General features: G+C 64.6%; 17 protein-coding genes. 9 read left to right on the top strand and 8 right to left on the bottom strand.

Translation table 11 applies throughout. The features are described from left to right. Positions 1 to 56 precede the first annotated feature (56 nt). The 4 genes from ACCD07_RS22495 (at position 57) to ACCD07_RS22480 (ending at position 6598) form a co-directional block, all read left to right on the top strand. Entirely contained in the window at positions 57 to 1580 is a 1524-nt protein-coding gene (locus tag ACCD07_RS22495; protein WP_413448623.1) for a carboxylesterase/lipase family protein, read from the top strand. Between the two features lie 113 nt (positions 1581 to 1693). Next, positions 1694 to 4075 carry a M1 family metallopeptidase gene (locus ACCD07_RS22490; protein WP_176651506.1) on the top strand — a complete coding sequence of 794 codons (2382 nt, stop codon included), beginning with the start codon at positions 1694 to 1696 and terminating at the stop codon, positions 4073 to 4075. Beyond that, positions 4072 to 4566, top strand: a complete 495-nt coding sequence (locus ACCD07_RS22485; RefSeq protein ID WP_176651507.1) for a DUF6702 family protein — start codon at positions 4072 to 4074, stop codon at positions 4564 to 4566. Before ACCD07_RS22490 ends, ACCD07_RS22485 begins: the two co-directional genes overlap by 4 nt. Beyond that, positions 4508 to 6598: a TonB-dependent receptor gene (locus tag ACCD07_RS22480; protein WP_413448622.1), complete on the top strand. Its 2091-nt coding sequence runs from the start codon at positions 4508 to 4510 to the stop codon at positions 6596 to 6598. The genes ACCD07_RS22485 and ACCD07_RS22480 overlap by 59 nt, the downstream gene beginning before the upstream one ends. Here the strand turns inward: ACCD07_RS22480 and ACCD07_RS22475 are convergent. The 3 genes from ACCD07_RS22475 to ACCD07_RS22465 all read right to left on the bottom strand — a co-directional run bounded on the left by ACCD07_RS22475 (position 6595) and on the right by ACCD07_RS22465 (position 11203). Continuing rightward, positions 6595 to 7617, bottom strand: a complete 1023-nt coding sequence (locus ACCD07_RS22475) for an aldo/keto reductase (protein WP_413448621.1) — start codon at positions 7615 to 7617, stop codon at positions 6595 to 6597. The genes ACCD07_RS22480 and ACCD07_RS22475 overlap by 4 nt on opposite strands. Before the next feature lie 105 nt (positions 7618 to 7722). Next, positions 7723 to 9435 carry a methyl-accepting chemotaxis protein gene (locus tag ACCD07_RS22470; RefSeq protein WP_413448620.1) on the bottom strand — a complete coding sequence of 571 codons (1713 nt, stop codon included), beginning with the start codon at positions 9433 to 9435 and terminating at the stop codon, positions 7723 to 7725. Between the two features lie 160 nt (positions 9436 to 9595). Next, the gene (locus ACCD07_RS22465) at positions 9596 to 11203 is read right to left on the bottom strand and encodes a rhodanese-like domain-containing protein (protein ID WP_413448619.1); all 1608 of its coding nucleotides are present in this window, start codon (positions 11201 to 11203) and stop codon (positions 9596 to 9598) included. Between the two features lie 131 nt (positions 11204 to 11334). Between ACCD07_RS22465 and ACCD07_RS22460 the strand changes: the two genes are divergently transcribed. Further along, positions 11335 to 12285, top strand: coding sequence for an aliphatic sulfonate ABC transporter substrate-binding protein (locus ACCD07_RS22460; protein WP_413448618.1), 951 nt, complete (start codon positions 11335 to 11337; stop codon positions 12283 to 12285). 81 nt (positions 12286 to 12366) lie between these two features. Continuing rightward, complete coding sequence (locus ACCD07_RS22455; protein ID WP_176651513.1) at positions 12367 to 12564, top strand: hypothetical protein; 198 nt, start codon at positions 12367 to 12369, stop codon at positions 12562 to 12564. On the opposite strand, the gene ACCD07_RS22450 is transcribed toward ACCD07_RS22455, so the two are convergent. Next, positions 12561 to 13262 carry a Crp/Fnr family transcriptional regulator gene (locus tag ACCD07_RS22450; RefSeq protein ID WP_353404678.1) on the bottom strand — a complete coding sequence of 234 codons (702 nt, stop codon included), beginning with the start codon at positions 13260 to 13262 and terminating at the stop codon, positions 12561 to 12563. The two genes, ACCD07_RS22455 and ACCD07_RS22450, sit on opposite strands and share 4 nt — an antisense overlap. A gap of 201 nt (positions 13263 to 13463) precedes the next feature. Continuing rightward, on the bottom strand, positions 13464 to 14201 hold the full coding sequence (locus ACCD07_RS22445) for a GntR family transcriptional regulator (RefSeq protein ID WP_353404646.1): 738 nt from the start codon (positions 14199 to 14201) through the stop codon (positions 13464 to 13466). Between the two features lie 133 nt (positions 14202 to 14334). On the opposite strand from ACCD07_RS22445, the gene ACCD07_RS22440 reads away from it, so the two are divergent. After that, positions 14335 to 15567, top strand: a complete 1233-nt coding sequence (locus ACCD07_RS22440; protein ID WP_413448617.1) for an MFS transporter — start codon at positions 14335 to 14337, stop codon at positions 15565 to 15567. A 10-nt stretch (positions 15568 to 15577) separates the two neighbouring features. Then, complete coding sequence (locus ACCD07_RS22435; protein ID WP_413448616.1) at positions 15578 to 16465, top strand: amidohydrolase family protein; 888 nt, start codon at positions 15578 to 15580, stop codon at positions 16463 to 16465. Here the strand turns inward: ACCD07_RS22435 and ACCD07_RS22430 are convergent. After that, positions 16455 to 16697 carry a hypothetical protein gene (locus ACCD07_RS22430; protein ID WP_176651517.1) on the bottom strand — a complete coding sequence of 81 codons (243 nt, stop codon included), beginning with the start codon at positions 16695 to 16697 and terminating at the stop codon, positions 16455 to 16457. The two genes, ACCD07_RS22435 and ACCD07_RS22430, sit on opposite strands and share 11 nt — an antisense overlap. 177 nt (positions 16698 to 16874) lie before the next feature. Between ACCD07_RS22430 and ACCD07_RS22425 the strand changes: the two genes are divergently transcribed. Then, a complete protein-coding gene (locus ACCD07_RS22425) occupies positions 16875 to 17051 on the top strand; it encodes a DUF3606 domain-containing protein (protein WP_176651518.1) in 177 nt (58 codons plus the stop codon). Here the strand turns inward: ACCD07_RS22425 and ACCD07_RS22420 are convergent, their stop codons facing one another. Together ACCD07_RS22420 and ACCD07_RS22415 are read right to left on the bottom strand one after the other, a co-directional pair. After that, positions 17052 to 17930, bottom strand: a complete 879-nt coding sequence (locus tag ACCD07_RS22420) for an alpha/beta hydrolase (RefSeq protein WP_413448615.1) — start codon at positions 17928 to 17930, stop codon at positions 17052 to 17054. It lies immediately after the preceding gene. After that, a complete protein-coding gene (locus ACCD07_RS22415) occupies positions 17920 to 20982 on the bottom strand; it encodes a glycosyl hydrolase family 28-related protein (protein WP_413448614.1) in 3063 nt (1020 codons plus the stop codon). Before ACCD07_RS22415 ends, ACCD07_RS22420 begins: the two co-directional genes overlap by 11 nt. Positions 20983 to 20985 lie beyond the last annotated feature (3 nt).

Genomic DNA, 20985 nt, shown 5'->3' with positions numbered 1-20985 from the left:
CAATCGTCTCGCTTCCAGCTATAGTTACCGCTACCATTCCACTTTTCGTAGACGATATGAACAAATTCGGTTTGCTGTTGATCGCCGCCAGTGCCATCACTTTCAATTCCCAGGCCGCCTCCGCGCCGCGCGCCGCCACCGCCACCGGCGTGGTCGAGGGCACGCTTGAAGCGTCGGGCGTCACATCGTACAAGGGCATCCCGTTTGCGGCGCCGCCGGTCGGCGACCTGCGCTGGAAGGCGCCGCAGCCGGCGCAAAAGTGGAAAGGCGTGCGCAAGGCCGATCACTTCGGCCCGCGCGCGATGCAGCTGCCGCTGTTCGGCGACATGGTGTTCCGCTCCAGCGGCGTCAGCGAGGACTGCCTGTACCTGAACGTCTGGACACCGGCCAAGTCGCCCAAGGCCAAACTGCCGGTGCTGGTCTACTTCTACGGCGGCGGCTTCGCTGCCGGCGACGGTTCCGAGCCGCGCTACGATGGCGAAACCATGGCCAAACAAGGCATCGTCACGCTGACCGTCAATTATCGCCTGAATGTCTTCGGCTTCCTGGCCCATCCCGAGTTGAGCGCCGAATCGCCCAACAAGGCGTCCGGCAACTACGGCCTGATGGACCAGGCGGCCGCGCTGCAATGGGTGCGCAAGAATATCGCGGCCTTCGGCGGCGATCCCGCGCGGGTGACCATCGCCGGCGAATCGGCCGGCTCGTGGTCGGTTAGCGCGCAGATGATTACGCCGCTGTCCAAGGGGCTGATCGCCGGCGCCATCGGCGAGAGCGGCTCGCTGCTCGGCCTGAACGCCCCGCCGCCATTGGCCGAGGCGGAAAAGAACGGCGCGGCGTTCGCCGAGAAAATCGGCGCGCCGACGCTGGCCGCGCTGCGCGCCCTGCCCGCGCAGCAGTTGCTGGAAACCCTGAAGCAGCCCGGCACTCCGTGGTTCAGCGCGATCCAGGACGGCTACGTGCTGCCGCGTCAACCAGCCGCCATGTACGCGGCGGGCGAGCAGGCCAAGGTGCCGCTGCTGGCCGGCTGGAATTCGCAGGAAGGCCATTACAGGCAGATCCTGGGCGACAAGGAGGCCACCGCCGAAAACTTCGACAGCGCGCTGAAACAACTATACGGCGAGCGCGCGGCCGCCGCCCGGCAAGCCTACAGCGGCGACGTGATGCAGGCCGCCACCGACCTGGCCGGCGACCGCTTCATCGCCTACGGCACCTGGAAGTGGCTGGACACCCATGCCCGCACCGGCGGCAAGCCGGTCTACCGCTACTATTACTCGCATCCGCGTCCGGGCGAGACCGGCGCCGGCCACTCGGTGGAAATCGAATACGCGCTGGGTAACCTGCCTGGTAATAAAGTGTATTCATGGACTGCCAAGGATTATCTGCTTTCGTGGCAGCTGATGAACTACGTCGCCAACTTCATCAAGACCGGAAATCCCAACGGCACCGGCCTGCCGGTTTGGCCGCAAGCCAACAGTGGCAAGGGTTCCCCGCTGATGAAGCTGGACGCTCAGAGTGCCTCCATGATCGCCACCGACGACGCCCATTTCGAGTTCCAGGAGCGTCAGTTGCAAATCAAGTAAATCAACTATATTAACTGTGACTTAGTTTGTATTTTATTGTATCAGCCGGTTATTCTTTGAAAACTTGCTATACACTATTTCTTTTCTTCGGGTAAAGATCAGGAATACAAACTATGCGCAAGACTATAGGCTTTCTGGCTGTTTGCTTCACGGTGTCCGCTTTTGCGGCGGAACCTTTCGACGACAAGTTCCGTCAACTGGACGAGATCCTGCCGACCGCGAACTCCTACCGCACCGCTTCCGGCGCCCCTGGCGCCGCCTACTGGCAGCAACGCGCGGACTACAAGATCCGCGCCACGCTGGACGAGGCCAAGCGCGCCATCAGCGGCAGCGAGGAGATCCACTACCACAACAACTCGCCCGATACGCTGAGCTACCTGTGGGTGCAGCTGGACCAGAACATCTACAAGAAGGATTCCGACGCGCGCATGATGCTGACCCAGCCCTCGCGCGAAGCGTGGGCCAAGCCGCGCAATCCGGAAGACGGCTACAAGTTCGAAGGCATGCGCGGCATCCTGGCCGGCCGTGAATTCGACGGCGGCTTCAATATCAAGAACGTCACCGCCGGCGGCCAGCCGCTGAAGTACACCATCAACCGCACGATGATGCGCATCGACCTGCCGACGCCGTTGAAGCCTGGCCAGAGCTACGCCTTCAATATCGACTGGTCCTACAACATCAACGAACAACTGGTGCTGGGCGGCCGTTCCGGCTACGAGCACTTCGAAGAAGACAAGAACGACCTGTTCGAGATCGCCCAGTGGTACCCGCGCATGGCGGCCTACTACGACGTGATGGGCTGGCAGCACAAGCAGTTCCTCGGCTCCGGCGAATTCACGCTGGAATTCGGCGACTACGACGTGCAGCTGACCGTCCCGGCCGACCACGTCGTCGGCGCCACCGGCGAACTGCAGAACGCCAACGACGTATTGACCGCGACCCAGCGCGACCGCCTGGCCAAGGCCCGCACCGCCACCGCGCCAGTCGTCATCGTCACGCAGGAAGAAGCCGAGAAGGCCGAGAAATCGGTCAGCACCGCCGCCAAGACCTGGCATTTCAAGGCCTCCAACGTGCGCGACTTCGCCTGGGCCTCCAGCCGCAAGTTCATCTGGGATGCGCAGGGCTTCAAGAAGGACGCCACCAACGTGATGGCGATGTCCTACTATCCGAAGGAAGGCAATCCGCTGTGGGGCAAGTACAGCACCCAGGCCATCATCCACACCATCGACCAGTACAACAAGTACAGCTTCGACTTCCCGTACCCGACCGCGATCTCGGTCAACGGCCCGGTCGGCGGCATGGAATACCCGATGATCTCGTTCAACGGTCCGCGTCCGGCCAAGGACAAGAAGACCGGCGCCGTGACCTGGTCGCAGCAGACCAAGTACGGCCTGATCGGCGTGATCATCCACGAGGTGGGCCACAACTACTACCCGATGATCATCAACTCGGACGAGCGCCAGTGGACCTGGATGGATGAAGGCCTGAACACCTTCGTGCAGTACCTGGCCGAGCAGGCATGGGAAGACGGCTACCCGTCGCGCCGCGGCGAGCCGCGCAACATCGTCGACTACATGCGCAGCCAGAACCAGGTGCCGATCATGACCAACTCGGAGTCGCTGCTCCAGTTCGGCAACAACGCCTATGCCAAGCCGGCCACCGGCTTGAACATCCTGCGTGAAACCATCCTGGGCCGCGACCTGTTCGACTACGCCTTCAAGGAATACGCGCGCCGCTGGAAATTCAAGCGCCCCACCCCGGCCGACTTCTTCCGCACCATGGAAGACGCTTCCGGCACCGACCTTGACTGGTTCTGGCGCGGCTGGTTCTACACCACCGACGCGGTCGACATCAGCATCGACGGCATCAGCGAATACGGCGTGAATACCAAGGATCCGGAAAAGGAAAAGGCCTGGAAGAAAGCGCAGAAGGACGCGCAGCCGATTTCGCTGTCCGAGCAGCGCAACAAGTCCCTGCCTAAACGCCTGGACGCGCACCCTGAACTGAAGGACTTCTACAACGAGCACGACGAGTTCACCGTCACCAACAAGGACCGCAACACCTACGCCGAGGCGATCGAGAAGCTGGAGCCTTGGGAGAAGAAGCTGCTGGATCAGGGCAAGCACCTGTACCTGGTGGACTTCTCCAACCTGGGCGGCATGGTGATGCCGCTGGTGCTGGAGATTGAACTGAAGAGCGGCAAGAAGTACATCGAACGCGTGCCGGCCGAAGTATGGCGCTACTCGCCGAAGAAGATCACCAAGCTGATCGTCACCGACGAGCCGATGGTGGGCCTGGTGCAGGACCCGTACTGGGAGACCGCCGACATCGACACCAGCAACAACGCCTGGCCACGCAAGGTAACGCAGTCGCGCGTCGAGCTGTTCAAGACCGAACGCGATCGCAACAACCTGATGCGCGACTTCAACACGCCGCTGAAGGGCAAGGACTCCAAGGGCGCCGACAAGGGTTCGAAGGAACCGGCGGCTGAATGATGTTTCGTTCCATGCGACTTATTGCAGCAACCGTGCTGGCCTTGGCCGGCACGGCGGCAAGCGCCCATAATTTTCACATGGGCATAGCCGACATCAGCTACAACGAGCGCACCGGCAGCACCGAGATCGTGCACACCTACACCGCGCACGATCTCGCCACGCTGCTGACCAATCTCTACGGCCGCAGCTTCGACCTGGGCCAGCCGGACAGCGAACAGCCGCTGCGCCGCTACGTTGAAAAACAGTTTTACATCGAAGGCCCGGACCACAAGCGCCTGCCGCTGCAATGGGTAGGCATGAAGGCCGATGCCGACAGCGTCGTCATCTTCCAGGAAATCAAGGGCGTAAAGCTGGCGCCGGCCGCTCGCATCCACAACGCCTTGCTGATAGACTTCCAGCCATCGCAAAAGAACACAGTCAACCTGCAAGCCGATGGCCCTATCCAGACTCTCATCTTCGATCAAGGCAGCATCGATCAAACCACCCGTTAAAAGGCTGCTGCCGCTGGCGTTGCTGGCGATAGGCGTGGCGCATGCCGACGCGCATGCCGACGATATCCTGCAAAGGGTGATCGTCGACGGTTCGCGCGCCAGCCAGCTGGGCGTGGCCGACGCGGCCAGCGCCGGCAGCGTGTCTCAGCAGGAGCTGGCCGCGCGCACCGTCTACCGTCCCGGCGAAATCCTCGAAGCGGCGCCCGGCCTGATCGTCAGCCAGCACAGCGGCGAAGGCAAGGCCAACCAGTTCTACCTGCGCGGTTTCAACCTGGACCACGGCACCGACCTGCGCACCACCGTCGACGACATGCCCGTCAACCAGCGCAGCCACGCGCACGGCCAGGGCTGGACCGACCTGAACTTCCTGATCCCGGAACTGGCGGTGCGGCTCGACTACAAGAAAGGCCCCTACTCCGCCGAGGAAGGCGATTTCGCCTCGGCCGGCACGGCGTCCGTGGTGTATGCGAACCGCCTGCTGCAAGGCGTGGCGACGGTGTCCGCCGGCCAGCACAGCTACGGCCGCGCGCTGCTGGCCGATTCCATCGAAGCCGGCAACGGCAGCCTGCTGTACGCGGTCGAAGCGCTGCACAACGACGGCCCGTTCACGCATCCGGACGACTATCAGAAGCTGAACGCCGTGCTGCGCTACAGCGAAGGCTACGCCAACAACGGCTTCAACGTCAGCCTGATGACCTACCGCGCCGACTGGAACTCGACCGACCAGATCCCGCTGCGCGCCGCGCAGGACGGCCAGATAGGCCGCAACGACGCCATCGACCCGACCGACGGCGGCAAATCGCATCGCTACAGCCTGTCCGGCGCCTGGCGCCGCACCACCGACGACAGCGCGTCCAGGGTCAACGCCTACGTCATCGCCAACCAGCTGGACCTGTATTCCAACTTCACCTACTTCATGGACGACCCGGTGCACGGCGACCAGTTCGCGCAGCCGGACAAGCGCGTCACCAGCGGACTGAATGCGAGCCACAGCTGGCACCATCACACGGACACCGGCAACAGCGAGACCACCATCGGCCTGCAGCTGCAAAACGATAACATCTTCAACGGCCTGCTCAGCACACAAGCGCGCAAGACGCTGTCGGTCACCCGCGAAGACCACATCGTCGAATCCAGCGCCGGCTTGTATGTCGAGAACAGCACGCGCTGGAACAACGCCTTCCGCACCGTGGCCGGCGCCCGCGTCGACAGCTACCGCTTCGACGTGCGCAGCGACCTCGCCGCCAACACCGGCAAGGCCAGCGACCACCTGGTCAGCCCCAGCCTGAGCCTGATCTACGGACCGTGGCAGACGGCCGAACTGTATGCCAACATCGGCAACGGCTTCCACAGCAACGACGCGCGCGGCGTCACCATCCGCGTCGATCCGAAGACCGGTGACGCCACCGGCAAGGTCTCGCCGCTGGTGCGTTCGCGCGGCATGGAGCTGGGCGCGCGCAGCACATGGCTGCCGGGCCTGCAAACCTCGTTGTCGGTGTACCGCCTGGATTTCGATTCGGAGCTGACCTATGCCGGCGATGCCGGCACCACCGAAGCGGGACCGCCGAGCCGCCGCTACGGGGTGGAATTCTCGAACTATTACAAGCCGTTGAAATGGCTGTCCATCGACCTGGACCTGGCCTATGCGCGCGCACGCTCGCGCGGCGATCTGCCGGAAGGGAGCTACATCCCCGGCGCCATCGAAGGTACCGGCCAGCTGGCGGTCACGGTCGATGATGGCGGCCCCTATTCTGGCTCGTTGAAGCTGCGCTTCTTCGGCCCGCGTCCGCTCATCGAGGACAACAGCGTGCGCTCGAAGCAAAGCCTGACGCTGAACGGCCGCCTGGGCTGGAAGATCAAAAAGGGATTGACGCTGGAGTTGGAAGCCTTCAACCTGACCAATCGCCGCGACTCCGCCATCGACTACTACTATGCGTCGCAGCTGAAGGGCGAAGCGGCGCCGGTCGACGACATCCACTTCCACCCCATCGAATCGCGCTCGCTGCGCGCGATCCTGATCAAGAACTTTTAACGCGGCTCGTTCAGCATCGGGAAACCGCGCTGGTGCCACACCGGGTAAGCCGGTGATACGTCGCTGGCCGCTTCCAGCAGCGCGTTCTGCTCGGCCGTCAGGCGCCAGCCGGTGGCGCCGATGTTATCGATCAGCTGCCGCTCGTCGCGCGCACCGATGATCACGCTGGAAATGGTCTTCTTCCCCAGCAGCCAGTTCAGCGCCACCTGCGGTATCGTCTTGCCGGTCTGCTCCGCCACCACATCCAGCGCGTCGACGATTTTGAACAGCCGCTCCTCCTCGAAATGCGGGCCGGTGCCGGCGATGTCGTGCGCGCGGGTGCCGGGCTTGGCCGGCTGGCCGCGACGGATCTTGCCGGTCAGCTTGCCCCAGCCCAGCGGACTCCAGACCATCGCGCCCACGCCTTGGTCGGCCGCCAGCGGCATCAGCTCCCACTCGTAGTCGCGGTTCAGCAGCGAGTAGTAGATTTGATGCGCGACGTGGCGCGGATAGCCGTAGCGGTCCGACACGGCCAGAGACTTCATCATGTGCCAGCCGGAGAAATTGGAACCGCCGATGTAGCGCACCTTGCCGTCGCGGACCAGTTGGTCGAGCGTGGCCAGCGTTTCCTCGACCGGCGTATTGTTGTCCTGTCCGTGCAATTGCAGCAGGTCGATGTGATCGACTTCCAGCCGCTGCAGGCACTGGTCGACCGCGTCGATCAAATGCTGGCGCGAGGAGCCGAAATCGTTGGCGCCTTGTCCGGTGGGGAAGGTGACTTTGGTGGAGATCAGCAAGCGGTTGCGCTTGCCCTTGATGGCCTGGCCCAGGATCTTCTCCGCCAGACCGTCCGAATAGACGTCGGCGGTATCGAACATCGACACGCCGTGTTCAAGGCAGACGTCGATCAGGCGGGAGGCGCCGCCAGCGTCCGTGCTGCCCCAGGCTTTGAAGAAGTCGTTGCCGCCTCCAAAAGTGCCGGTGCCAAAACTAAGTTCCGGCACGCGCAGACCGGATTTTCCGAGACGATTATGCTCCATCACCACCCTCCAAAAGAAACGCGCCACGGCAGGGGTGGCGCGTTGGTTCTGGATTGTAGCGCGGGCTGGAAAATCCCGCCGCGCAGTCTGGCTCCTATCCCCGGATCAGAACTCTTCCCACTCGCCGCTGGAGGTGGCGGCGGCGCTGGACTTGAGTTTCTGCGTCGCTGCGGGAGCCGGCTTGGCGGCCGGCTTGACGCGCGGCTTGGGCAGCGTGGCAACGGTGGCGGTGCGCACCGGACGTGCAGGCGCGGGCGCAACGTAGGCGGCATGCGAGGCGTTGATCTTGAACGCGCTGACCGCGCGTTCCAGCGTATCGGCCTGGTCGCGCAGGGCTTGCGCGGCGGCGGCGGTTTCTTCCACCAGCGCCGAGTTCTGCTGCGTGGTTTCGTCCATCTGCGTCACCGCCGAGTGCACCTGGGCGATGCCGTCGTTCTGTTCCTGCGTGGCCGCGCTGATCTCGCCGACGATGTCGGTCACCTGCTTGATGCTGGCGACCACTTCCTGCATCGTGGTACCGGCCTGCTCCACCAGCTTGGTGCCGGAACCGACCTTCTCCACCGAGTCGTCGATCAGCGCCTTGATTTCCTTGGCCGCCGCAGCCGAGCGTTGTGCAAGGTTGCGCACCTCGGTCGCCACCACGGCGAAGCCGCGACCCTGTTCGCCGGCACGCGCCGCTTCCACGGCGGCGTTCAGCGCCAGGATGTTGGTCTGGAAGGCGATGCCGTCGATGACCGAGATAATGTCGACGATCTTGCGCGACGATTCATTGATCGAACCCATGGTGATCACCACCTGGTCCACCACGGTGCCGCCCTGCGCCGCCACGTCCGACGCCGAACGCGCCAGCTGGTTGGCCTGGCGGGCGTTGTCGGCGTTCTGGCCGACGGTCGAAGTCAGTTGTTCCATGCTGGCGGCGGTCTGTTCCAGCGCCGCGGCCTGCGACGAGGTGCGCTGCGACAGGTCGCCGGTGCCGGCCGCGATCTGCTGCGAAGCCGAGCCGACGGCGGTGGTCGAGGCGCGCACGGTGTCGATGACGCCGGCGATCTGCTCCAGCAGCTTGTTGAAGGCGACCGCCGTGTGGCCGACTTCGTCCATGCGTTCGATCTTGATCTGGCGGGTCAGGTCGAGCGACTGGCTCACGTCTTCCAGCGTGTCGCGGATCGATGCCAGGCTGCCCTTGATGATGACATACAGCTGCCAGGCCAGCGCGCCGGTGACCAGCAGGCCCAGGACGATCACGCTCACCATCAGGCGGAAGGCGAAGTTGTAGGCCGCGATACTCTCGTCGCGCACATTGGCGATCAGCTTGTTGTTGTATTCGATATGGTCGTCGAAGCCCTTCTTGACGGCGGCGGCGGACGCCGCCAGCGGCGTGCCGGCCTGCAGCGTGGCGCGCACGGCGTCCATGTCGCCGGCATGGGCGCCGGCCACGAATGGAATCAGCGCCTGGCGGTAGGCGGCCATGTTGGCGCGGTCCGCGTCCAGCATCTTGCGGTCGGTCTCGTCGAAGATGTTATTTTTTTCATAATTATTGAGAATCTCGTCGAACTTGGCGTGGGCATCGTTATATGCCTTGTCCAGCGCGGTCTTGTCGGCCAGGTTGGAGAACACCGACAGGCGATAGCCGGCCAGGCGGCTGTCGGCCAGCGAGCCCTTGGCCAGGTTCAAGCCGGCGATGCTGGGGATCAAGCGGGTCTGGACCATATCCAGGCGCTGCTGCGCGCGCGACAACTGGGTCAGTCCGGTAATGCCAACGAATATCAGCGCTAGCAACGCCAACGACAGTGTCAAAATCAAGCGCTTTGTAATAGTCATGGTGACTTTTCTCATGAAAGTGATGGAGGAACTGGCCATCTGTGCAGCCTGAACGCAGTATAACGGAACAGTGTTACCGCTAGATAACTATGAACAGATTTACGCTGCATTGCACCCAAAATGCAACGCATGCATAAAGCATCCGACTCAGGCCTCAGACTTAAGCCGCATACACGCGGAAGCCGTGCGTGCCGTCGCGCGCCAGTTGCGCGACCAGCCCGAACTCCCAGTCGAGGTAGGCCTGCATCGTCTCGGCGAGGTTGTCGGTGCCTTCGTAGGGACGGCGGTAGCGGTCGATCAGCGGCGAGGCCAGCCTCGTCGTGCCGGACGCCAGTGGCAGGCCGGCGCCGGCCCAGGCATCGGTTCCGCCGGCCAGCACCAGCACCGCCAGGTCCGTCAATGCGCGCAAGTCGGCCGCCGCGTGGCACGCCAACCGGCCGCTGCCGCTGGCAAGCACGTAGCGCCGCGCGCCGGCAGGCAGCTTGTGCAGCGCCGCAGCCAGGTCGGAGCGCAGCGCGAACCAGGCGCCGGGGATGTGGCGTTTCTGATAACCGGCGCCGGACTGAAAGTCCAGCACCACGGTATCGTCCAACGCTTCGTCTAGCCATTTCGACAATGTTGCAGCGTCGACCTGCTCCACCACAGGCTGCGGCGGCAGCTCGGCGGTCCACGCGGTTGTCAGATTGAAGTCGCCGGCCCGCAAGCCATCGACCACATACACCTCATGGTTCATCTGGCGCAGCCAGTGCGCGGTCAGGTTGGCGCGCACGCCGTCGCTGTCGGCCAGCACGATGCGCGCGCCGCGCACCGGCGCGAACTGCTCGGTTTCCTGCACCAGCTGGCCGCCGGGGGCTGAGCGGAAATGCGCCAGGCGGCCGTGGCGAAATTCCTCGGGACTGCGGATATCGAAGTAGTAGTTGGTGCGGGCGGTATCGGCAAACAGCGCCGGCAGCTGCCCGGACGCGAGACGCAGCACACCGGTGCGGTCGGCCAGCGCCCTGGCCGACCGGGCCGCCGCCGCGCGCGCGGCCTCGGACACGGCCGGATAACTGCGCGACTGGCCGTGCTCAAGCCGTTGCCGCGCCAGCGTCCAGCCTATCGTGCCGTTGCGCAGCGCCGCCACCGGATTCGGCACGCCCGCATTGATCAGCGACTGCGTGCCGATGATGCTGCGGGTGCGGCCGGCGCAGTTGACGATGATGCGGGTGGCCGGATCGGGCGCCAGCTCGCGCACGCGCAAGGCCAGTTCGGCGCCCGGCACGCTGATGCTGCCGGGGATGCTCATGGTCCGGTACTCGTCATAGCGGCGGGCGTCGAGAATGACGATATTCTCGCCACCGTCGATCAAGGCCTGCACTTCCTGCGCGGCCAACGACGGCGTGTGCCGTTCGGCCTCCACCAGCTCGCCGAATGCCTTGCTGGGCACATTCACGTCGCGGAACAATTCGCCGCCACCGTTGTGCCAGCCGGCCACGCCGCCGGCCAGCAACGACACATCGGTATAGCCCAGCCGGCGCAAGCGGTCCGCCGCCACCGCGGCCAGCCCTTCGCCGCCATCCAGCAGCACGACAGGCACGTCACGGCGCGGCAGTTTGGTGTAGGCGTCCAGCTCGATGCGGCCCACAGGAAAATTGGCGGCGAACAGCGGATGGGCCTGGGCGTGCGGGTCTTCCTCGCGCACATCAAGCAGCGCGATTTCGCGTCCGGCAAGCAGTTGCTCGCGTACTTGCTGCGTCGTGCGGAGAGGGAAATCTGAATTCTTGGTCATGGGTTCGATGTTAAACCGGCCGGCGAAGCGGCCACACTAATTAATCCGCATATTCAAATACGAAACCATTCGTTCGCCTGCGCGCGGGGCAATCCTACAATCATACGATACCCAAACCAGGAAAGCCGTTCATGACCACGCAACGCCGCACCATTCTCTCTTTGCTTGCCCTGCTGCCGCTGGCCGCCCTGCCCGCGCGGGCGCAAAAGCCCGCGGGCACGCTGCGCATCGGCTACCAGAAGTCCTCGACGCTGCTGACCGTGCTGAAAGTGCGCGGCCAGCTGGAACAGGACCTGGCGCCGCTGGGCGTCAAGGTGAGTTGGCACGAATTCTCCAGCGGCCTGCCGCTGCTGGAAGCGCTCAATGTCGGAGGCGTCGACCTGAGCGCCGACGTGGCGGACACGGTGCCGGTGTTCGCCCAGGCGGCCGGCGCGCAGCTGACCTATTTCGCGCAGGAGTCGCCATCGCCGTCGGCGCAGGCGATCGTGGTGCGCGCCGATGCGCCGTTCAACAGCGTGGCCGACCTCAAAGGCAAGAAGATCGCGCTGACCAAGGCAGCGGGCAGCCACTACCTGCTGATCGCGGCGCTGGAAAAAGCGGGATTGCATTTCAAGGACATCGAGCCGGCCTACCTGACGCCGGCCGACGGCCGCGCCGCCTTCGAACGCGGCAGCGTCGCCGCCTGGGTGACATGGGACCCGTATCTGGCCGGCGTGCAGCGCCAGTCGCCGGTGCGCATCCTGGCCGATGGCCGCAACGTCGCAGACTACCAGCGCTACTACCTGGCCTCGACCAGCTACGCCTTGGCGCATCCCGACGTGCTGGCCGTCGTCTTCGACGCCTTGCGCAAGACCGGAACGTGGGTAAAGCAATCGCCCAAGGAAGCGGCCGAGCTGCTGGCGCCGGTCTGGGGGCTGGATGCGAAAACGGTGGAACTGGCCAACAGCCGCCGCAGCTACGATGTGCGTCCGGTGTTGAAGGAAGCGCTGGGAGAACAACAGCGCATCGCCGACGCCTTCTTTGGCGAAGGTCTGCTGCCGCGCAAGCTGGACGCCACGGCGGTGCCGCTGTGGCGCAGATAGTTTTCAGTACGGATGAGCAGGTATGCGATAAACGTGGGCTAGCGTACAGCCGGCAAGGGGTATGGAAGTCAGAATGAGGTCATGGATATCTCACGCCTCCGCCGCAAACCGCCCGCCGCAGCCTATGCCCTGCATCGGCAAATGGCGGCCGTCAGTCGCAGCATGTCTGCCGCTACGGTCGAGGAATCGATGATGGCGAACAGGTGGGCGGTCGCCTGGTACAAACTGGTGCAGCGCAAACTGGATGAGCTCCAGCAGGCACCCAGGTATCTGCATTAGGCGGCGACATAGCAGCCACCGGCGCGCTGCTCCATGGCGCCGCGATCGAGCACGATGACGGTACCGCGGCGATATTCGATCAGGCCCTCTTCCTGCAGCTTGCCGGCGCAGCAGGTGATGCTTTCGCGGCGCACGCCGAGCATGTTGGCGATCATTTCCTGGGTTACTTTCAATTCGTTCGACTGCGAGCGGTCCAGGCGTTCCAGCAGCCAGCGGCACAGGCGCTGTTCGATGCTGCCGTGACGCACGCCGGCGACGGTTTGCGCCAGCTGCGCAAACAGCGCGCTGGTATGGCGCATCAGTTGCTGGGCCAGCGCGCCGCCGCCGAAGAATGCCGTGCGCAGCACCGCCCCCTTGATGCGGTAGCCGTAGCCGGCGCTTTGCACCACCGCCGAGCAGTTGGCCCGTTCGGTTTCATACATCGATACGCCGACCACGCCTTCGCGGCCGACCACGGCGATCTCGCTGGCGCCGCCGTCTTCCGTCACAAACTGCAGCGAGACGATGGCGTTGGTGGGAAAGTACGCGTAATCCATCTTTTCACCGAAGTCGAACAGGTGCTTGCCGGCGGCCAACGGCACCAGTTCCAGGTGCTCGAACAGGCTGATCAACTCCTCGCGCGACAGGGCACGCAGCAGCTCGTTCTGCTGGGCGCCGATCAGGCTGACGGCCGGGTTGACGCAGATCTCCGCCTGCATATTGGGTACGGCGTTACTGGATACGGAAGTACGGGTTGCTTGGTACATGGCGAGCCTCTATAGGTTGCAGATCGTTACCGACCTGATGAACACACTATATGCCCGCTATGTGCGCTGTACCCTAGGACGCCGTATGCGGCATATGTAGGTTAGTAACATAACACTATGTGGTCCCAGTCCTACGAGAATGACGCGCCGGCGTCAGCGGATCTCGATCTGGTAGCGGAAGCCCTCGGCCGGGCCGCGCGAGCGGCGCCACTCCAGCGGCTGGCGGTCGTAGCCGAACGCCAGCCGCTCGATCACCACCACCGGCTGGCCGGCCTTGAGCGACAGCGCCGCCGCGTCGCGGGCATCGGCCGCATCGACGGTCAGCGTTTCCTGGGCCGACGCGATCACCACGCCGCAGCGCTCCTCGTACATCGGGTACAGCAGATCGCCGAACTGCTCCGGCTCGATTTTCAGCAGCGGCGCGAAAGGCGCGCGCGGCAGCCAGATCTCCTCGATCAACACAGTCTTGCCATCCACCAGCCGCAAGCGATCCAGGCGTATCGCCTGCGCCGTCTTGGGCAGTCCCAGCGCGGCGGCAACGGCGGCCGGCGGCGGCGCCAGGCCTCGTTTCAGCACGCGTCCCTGCGGTACCTGCCGCGGATCGCCGTTGATCTGATGACGGAAGAAGCGGAACAGCGAGGCGTCGAACGTCGGCCTGCGCACGAAGGTCCCCCGCCCCTGATTACGCTCCAGCAGGCCGTCGGCCACCAGCGTTTCCACCGCCTTGCGCACAGTGCCGATCGCCACGCCGTACATCCTGGTCAGCTCGGTCTCGGTGGGTATCGCCACGCCGACCTGCCATTCGCGGCGCGTGATCCTCGCCACCATGTCGTCGCGCAGCCGCTGGTACAGGGGCAGGCGGTCGTCGTATTCCAGTTTGATGGCATTCATGGATTGCTCTGTATGACTATAGATATGGATATCCATACTTTAGCATATCGATTCTTGTTGACAGGTTTTAATCCGGGGCCTAAGATTCATTTAAACATATATATGTTTAAATGAATAAAACAAGGAGACGCACATGTTTAGCTGGTATCGCCAGGTGTCCAAACTCGAACGCAAGACGTTCTGGGCATGTTTCAGCGGCTGGGGGCTGGATGCCCTGGACGTGCAGATGTTTACACTCGCCATTCCCGCCCTGATCGCGGCGTTCGGGCTCGACAAAACCCAGGCCGGCTTGATCAGCGGCGTCACGCTGGTGTCGTCGGCGTTGGGTGGCTGGTTCTGCGGCGCGGTGTCCGACCGCATCGGCCGCGTGCGCACGCTGCAACTGACCATCCTGTGGTTCTCCGTGTTCACCTTTCTCTGCTCGTTCGCGCAGACCTTCCCGCAACTGCTGGTGCTCAAGGCGCTGCAAGGCTTCGGCTTCGGCGGCGAATGGGCGGCAGGCGCGGTGCTGATGGCCGAAACCATGCGCAACGAACACCGCGGCAAGGCCATGGGGACCGTGCAGAGCGCATGGGCGGTCGGCTGGGGCGGCGCGGTCATTCTTTATACGGTGCTGTTCTCGTGGCTGGCGCCGGACATGGCCTGGCGCGTGATGTTCGTCATCGGCCTGCTGCCGGCGCTGCTGGTGGTCTATGTGCGCCGCTCGATACCCGAACCGGAACGCCGCGCCGCCCCGCCGGCAAGCGCCGACAGCGTGCCGCTGGTGGGCATCTTCTCCCCCGCCCTGCTGAAAACGACGTTGCTGGGCAGCCTGCTGGGCATGGGCGCGCACGGCGGCTACTACGCGCTGATGACCTGGCTGCCCACTTATCTGAAGACCGAACGACATCTATCCGTGCTGAGCACCGGCGGCTATCTCGCGGTCATCATCATCGCCTTCTGGTTCGGCTGCATCACCAGCGCCCAACTGCTGGACCGCATAGGCCGGCGCCGCAACGTCGCCCTGTTCGCCCTCTGCTCGACGGTGACGGTGCTGATCTACTTGATGATACCGTTGACGAATATTGAGATGCTGGTGCTTGGCTTCCCGCTGGGCTTCTTCGCGGCCGGCATACCGGCCAGCCTGGGCGCGCTGTTCAACGAACTGTATCCCGCCCATATCCGCGGCGCCGGCGTGGGATTCTGCTATAACTTCGGGCGTATCGCCTCGGCCGGTTTCCCGGTGCTGGTGGGCTACATGAGCAAATCCATGCCGCTGGGCGAGGCGATCGGCATCGACGCCGCCATCGCCTACGGCCTGGTGGTGCTGACGGTGCTGATGCTGCCGGAAACCCGCGGCCGCAAGCTCGACGCCATTCCAGCGTGAGGAGGCCCGCATGAACCGCCGCCAGTTTCAATCAGCCGCCTTCCTGGCTACACTCAGCGCCTGCTCCATTTTCAAGAGACCGACCACCATGTACGCCATCGACTGCCACGCGCATGTCTTCCTGCACAACCTGCCGATGCCCGACAAGCGCCGCGCGCCCTCCGGCTACGACGCGCCGCCGGAACAATTCCTCGCGCTGCAGGACGCCAACGCCGTCACCCACGGCGTCATCGTCCAGCCCAGCTTTCTCGGCACCGACAACAGCTATCTGGTCGACGTATTGCGGCGCTATCCGCGGCGCCTGCGCGGCATCGCCGTCGTCAAGCCCTCCATCGCCGACGAGGAGCTCGACGCGCTGCATCAGGCCGGCGTGATGGGCATACGCTTGAATCAGGTGGGTTTGGCCGCGCCGGACTTTGCCGCGCCCGCGTGGCGCAGCCTGCTGCAACGCCTGCAGCAGCGCGGCATGCAGGTCGAGGTGCATCAGACCGCCCGCGAACTGCCGCCGCTGATCGCGCCCTTGCTCGACGCCGGACTCAATGTCGTCGTCGATCATTTCGGCCGTCCCGATCCGGCGCTCGGCATCGACGATCCGGGATTCCGCTACCTGCTGGCACAGGGCGCATCCAGGCGGCTGTGGGTCAAGCTCTCGGGCGCATATCGCAATGGCGCCAACGGCCGGGGCGAGGTAGTGGCGCTGCAGGCCATGCCGCTGCTGCGCGAGCACCTGGGCCTGGAGCGGATGATGTGGGGCAGCGACTGGCCCCACACGCTGTTCGAGAAGACCGCCAGCTACGCCGGGCAACGGCAGCTGCTGGCACAGTGGCTGCCGGACGAGCAGGAGCGCCGGCGCGTACTGTGGGATACGCCGGCGCAACTATTCGAATTTACACCTTGAATTTGAAGCGGGACGCTTCCTCGACCAGCCGTTCGTCGCGGCTGCGCAGGCGGCCGGGATTGCGCCGGTGCTCCGGCTCGGCCACCACGCGCTGGATCACTTCCTCGGGCACGCCGCGATGGCTGAGGTAGGCTGCGGCGCTGTCGGCACCTTTACGGTCGGCAACTTCAATGCCGGCTTCGACGACTTCGGCGCCGACGTAATCAGGGCGGAAAGTATGGGTGGTGGACATCGCAGCCTCCGGGCCAGTGGATATGGTAAGACACCATACTGCGATTGTATAGCAGCCTGCACCGTGCGTTGTAGCACTCTGGGAAAGAAAGCTGCTCCCATGTGCGCCAGTGCACGGTGCGCCGTGGCGCAAGCTGGCAACATGATGGCACTAAAGCACTCTTTTTTAAATACCATCATGCAAGTCCAGACCAAGACCTCAGATTACCGCAGCCTCCGCACCATCAATCCGCAGCATGCGCCGGAAGTCCGCTTCTGGGCGCGCGAGTTCGACGTGCCGCCGTCCAAGCTGATCGAAGTGGTGCGCGAGGTGGGCCGCAACGTCGGCGAAATCCGCAAACGCTTCGAACAGTAATTACTGCGCCGGCGACGGCACGCCCTGCGGCGCCTGGCCGCTGTGCGGTATCAGCCAGCCGCCGTCGGCCAGCCAGTCGGCCAGGCGATCCGGCCAGTGCACGTCGGACAGCCGCTCCGAACGCTGACCCATGTTGAAGGCGTGGTCGGTCTCCGCATACATATGCAGCTCGGCCGACACGCCCGCCGCCACCAGCTGCTGATACAGGGCTATGGCCGGCGGCGCGCAGCACTTGTCCACCGATCCCGCGACGATGAAGGCCGGCGGCGCGTTCTGCACGGCCTTGGCCGGCACCCCCAGCGGACCGGGATAGACCAGCACCTGGAAGTCAGGCCGCGCGCTCAGTTTGTCGATGGCGTCCGCCGTTCCTGCCGGCGCCGGATTGTCGGCCACCAGCGACACCAGCTCGCCACCGGCCGAGAAGCCCATGATGCCGAGCCGGTTCGGATCGATCTTGTACTCCGCCGCATGCGCCCTCACCCAGCGCACCGCGCGCCGCAGGTCGGCCGCCGCATCGTTCTCGATGCTGTAGCTCGAACCCTGGTCGCGCGCCAGCCGGTACTTCAGCACGAAGGCGGTGACGCCGGAACGGTTCAGCGACTTGGCCGCCACCAGCCCCTCGTTGTTCCACACCAGCATGCGATGGCCGCCGCCCGGCACCACGATCACGGCGGCGCCGTTGGCGTGGCGCGGATCGGCCTTGACCACGGTCAGCGACGGATCGTGGATATTGCTGACGTAGGTGTTCTGCACCGTCTCCGGCTCGTTGTGGCGCTTCTCCGAGCCCGGCGCGCCGTTGGGCCACAGTTGAACGGCCTGCTGCGCGCCCGCCTGCGCGCACAACAGCAAGAGCGCCAAGCCGAATTTGTTAATGCCCATTGAAGCCTCCCGCGGCGTAAAGGGTATGGTGAGTCAGGATGAACAGCGTACCATCGCCGTCGCCGCCGAAGATCAATTGCAGCGGACGTTCTGGCACATCGATGCGGCCGATCTCCTTGCCGTCCGGCGCGTAGACGAATACCTGGCCGTTGGCCACGTAGACGTTGCCGGCCTTGTCCACGGCCACGCTTTCGCCGCCCCGGTTGGCGACCTGTTTCAAGTCGCCGATGCCGCCGCCCTGCCCGATCACGCCGCTGAAGGTGCGGTTCTCGGAGCCGTTGGTGAACACCACGCGGCCGTTGGCGCCGGCCGCCACCAGGCCATGCGTGTCGAGCGTGTCGGAGAAGCGGTAGCCGAGGTGATTGGCCGGGCCTTGCTGGAACACGCGGTAGGCCGGCATCACCAGGCTGCCGTCCGGCGACACGTACTCGCGCTTCTTCGGCAACGCCACATCGCGGGCGAACATCTCGGCCAGCGTGGTGAACTCGTAGGTGTCAGGGTTCAACTGGTCGCGGAACTCGCCGTTCTGCCAGAAGTTGACCGGTACCACGGTGCGTGCGCCAGCGTGGGCGGTGACCGGCGTCGGCTTGATCAGCGTCAGCGGGCCGGCCGGCTGGTCCGGGTGGAACGAGTAGACCGTGCCTTCGGAACCGTGCGAGGACAGCACCATCAGCGCGCCGCTCTTGTCGAAGGCCAGGTTGATCGCATCCAGCGGCGCGTCGCGCACCACCATCATGCCGTCGGCCTTGGACCAGCTGTAGATGCGCTGGAAGCGGCGGTCCACGAAATAGAGCTTGCCCTTGGCGTCGACCGCCGCACCGGCGATCGAATAGAAATCGCCTTCGAGCTTGTCGACCTTGACGCCGGCGCCGACGCCTGCTCCGGCCAGGGCTGGCGCGGCTGCGGCAGCGGGACCGGAGGCGCCGATATCCAGCGAAGCGAACTCGCGTTCGCGCACTTCCAGCTTGTGCGTGACGTCCTGCAGGGCGTTCTCATACGGGTACTTGGTGACGCGCAGATAGGTGTCGCAGCCGTTGTCGTCGCAGGTGGCGTAGCCGCTCTCGCCGTTGACGTGCACATTGCGGAAGCGGATGCCGCTGGAATTACTCAGCTTGACCGCCGACGGCGCAGGCTTGATCGAACGCGTGACGCGGTAGGCATGGTAGTTGGCGAACAGCAGATTCTTCGAATTGCGGATCTCCAGCGACACCGAGTCCATGCCGTCGCGCACTTCCTCCTCGGTTTGCGGCGCCAGGAATTCCCAGTTCTCCACGCCGTCCAGCACGATCTCGGCGCGGATGTGGTGTTCGGCCGACAGTTCGTACACCTTGCCCGGCGTCTTGGTGTTCGACACGTAGAAGCCCGCCTGCGCGAAGGTGCTCGGCGTCCAGCAGGCGACGAAGGTGCCGCCGCCGCCGTCGGTCACCCAGATGCTCGGGTACTGGCGGTCCCAGTGTGCGGTCGGATCGAAGTCGGCCCGCTTCTGGTAAGGGTCGCGGCGCGTGCCGTCATACAGGCGCGTGCCGTGGCCGCCCTGGATGCGGATGTCGTCGACCAGCGAATCGGCGCCAGCCTTCCACAGCAGCGCCGTCGCGCGCGGATTGACTTCGCCGGTGGCCAGGCCGAAGCCGGTGACGATGGCGTCGCCGCCCTTGGCGCTTTCCAGCAGCGCTTTCGGGCCATCGACGCCGGCGTACAGCGGCGAGCCGTTCGGCAGCACCAGCTGCGTCAGGCCCGGATGCAGGCCGATGAGCACCGTGTCCGGCTTCATGCGGATGGTGTCGTTGACGACGTAGAAGCCCAGCGGCAGATACACCACGCGCTTGCTGTCGATGGCCTTCTGGATCGCCGCCGTGTCGTCGGCCACGCCGTCGCCGACGGCGCCGAAGCTGTGCACGTTGACCCATTCGGTACTTGGCGGCAGCGTGCGCATGACCTGGCGCGGCGCGGCCGGCAAGGCTTTCAACGGTTCCATCTTGATGATGGTGGCGAACTGCCCGGTGCTGCCCAGGCCGGGCAGCACCAGGCCGTAGCTGAATTCCCTGACCGCGTAGGTAGAACCTGTGCCGGCGATGGTCTTGCCGCTGTCGCGGAAGCGCGCGAACACCGGCGTGTTGCGGGCCACGGCGTGGTCGAAGCCGACCTGCGTGTAGACGTTGCCCTCGTTGCTGATGACCACCGCCGCCTTCGACACATTCTCGAAGCGCACGTCCTTGCCCCACAACCAGTCACCGTAGCCGCGGTCGATCTCGATGCCGACCGGCGTGTTGCGGATGCTGGTGTTGATCAGCGTGAGTCCCGCCTCATGCTCGCGGATGGCGGCGTCGCGCTGGCCTTCGAAGGTCGAGTCCATCAGCGTGTACTGCCATGCCGGCGACGTCTTCTCGGACAGGATGCCGTAACGGCCGCCGTAGAATTTCAGGTCGAAGCTCTCGTTGCCGACCTGGTAGATGCCGGCCAGGCCGGAGCCGATATGGAAGTCGATATGGCTCAGGTAGGAGTGCTGCGCCGTGCGCAGGCGCACCGCCGCAGCAGCCGGATTGCCGTCGCCGATCTCGAAATCGACGTTGCTCAGCGCCGAATAAAACGTCGACGAGTTGGCGTCGCGTACCTTGTCGCTGAACGGCACGGCGCTGGCCACCGGTACCGGCACCTTGCCCACCGTGTACTGGTCGCCGCCGGTGAACACGATCATGTTGCCGACGCCCTTCTGGAAACCCGGCGTGCGCGCGCCGAGCACGAACACCGGCCGCGTCGGGCCGACGCCGTACAGGCGCACTGATAGCGGTACCAAAATTGAGCGAGAAATGCGGTACCGGCCCGATGGCAGGAACACCACGCCGCCCTCGCCTTTGTTGGCGGCGCTGGTGACGGCCTGCTGGATGGCGTCGGTGTCGTCGGCCACGCCGTCGCCCTTGGCCTGTACTTTCACGGCGCGCGGGTCGTCCGGCATGGTCTGGTAGGCGGAGATCGACGCGGCTTGCACAGCAAGCGGCGCGCACAGAACGGCGACCGCGGCAACGAGAGCGCGGGTCATTGGGAGTTTCATCATTTG

The organism is Duganella sp. Dugasp56, from assembly GCF_047304105.1.
In the GTDB taxonomy this organism is placed as follows: Bacteria; Pseudomonadota; Gammaproteobacteria; order Burkholderiales; family Burkholderiaceae_D; genus Rugamonas; species Rugamonas hordei.
The sequence above is the reverse complement of the archived record's forward strand: the minus strand, read 5'-3'. Positions and strand labels throughout refer to the sequence as shown.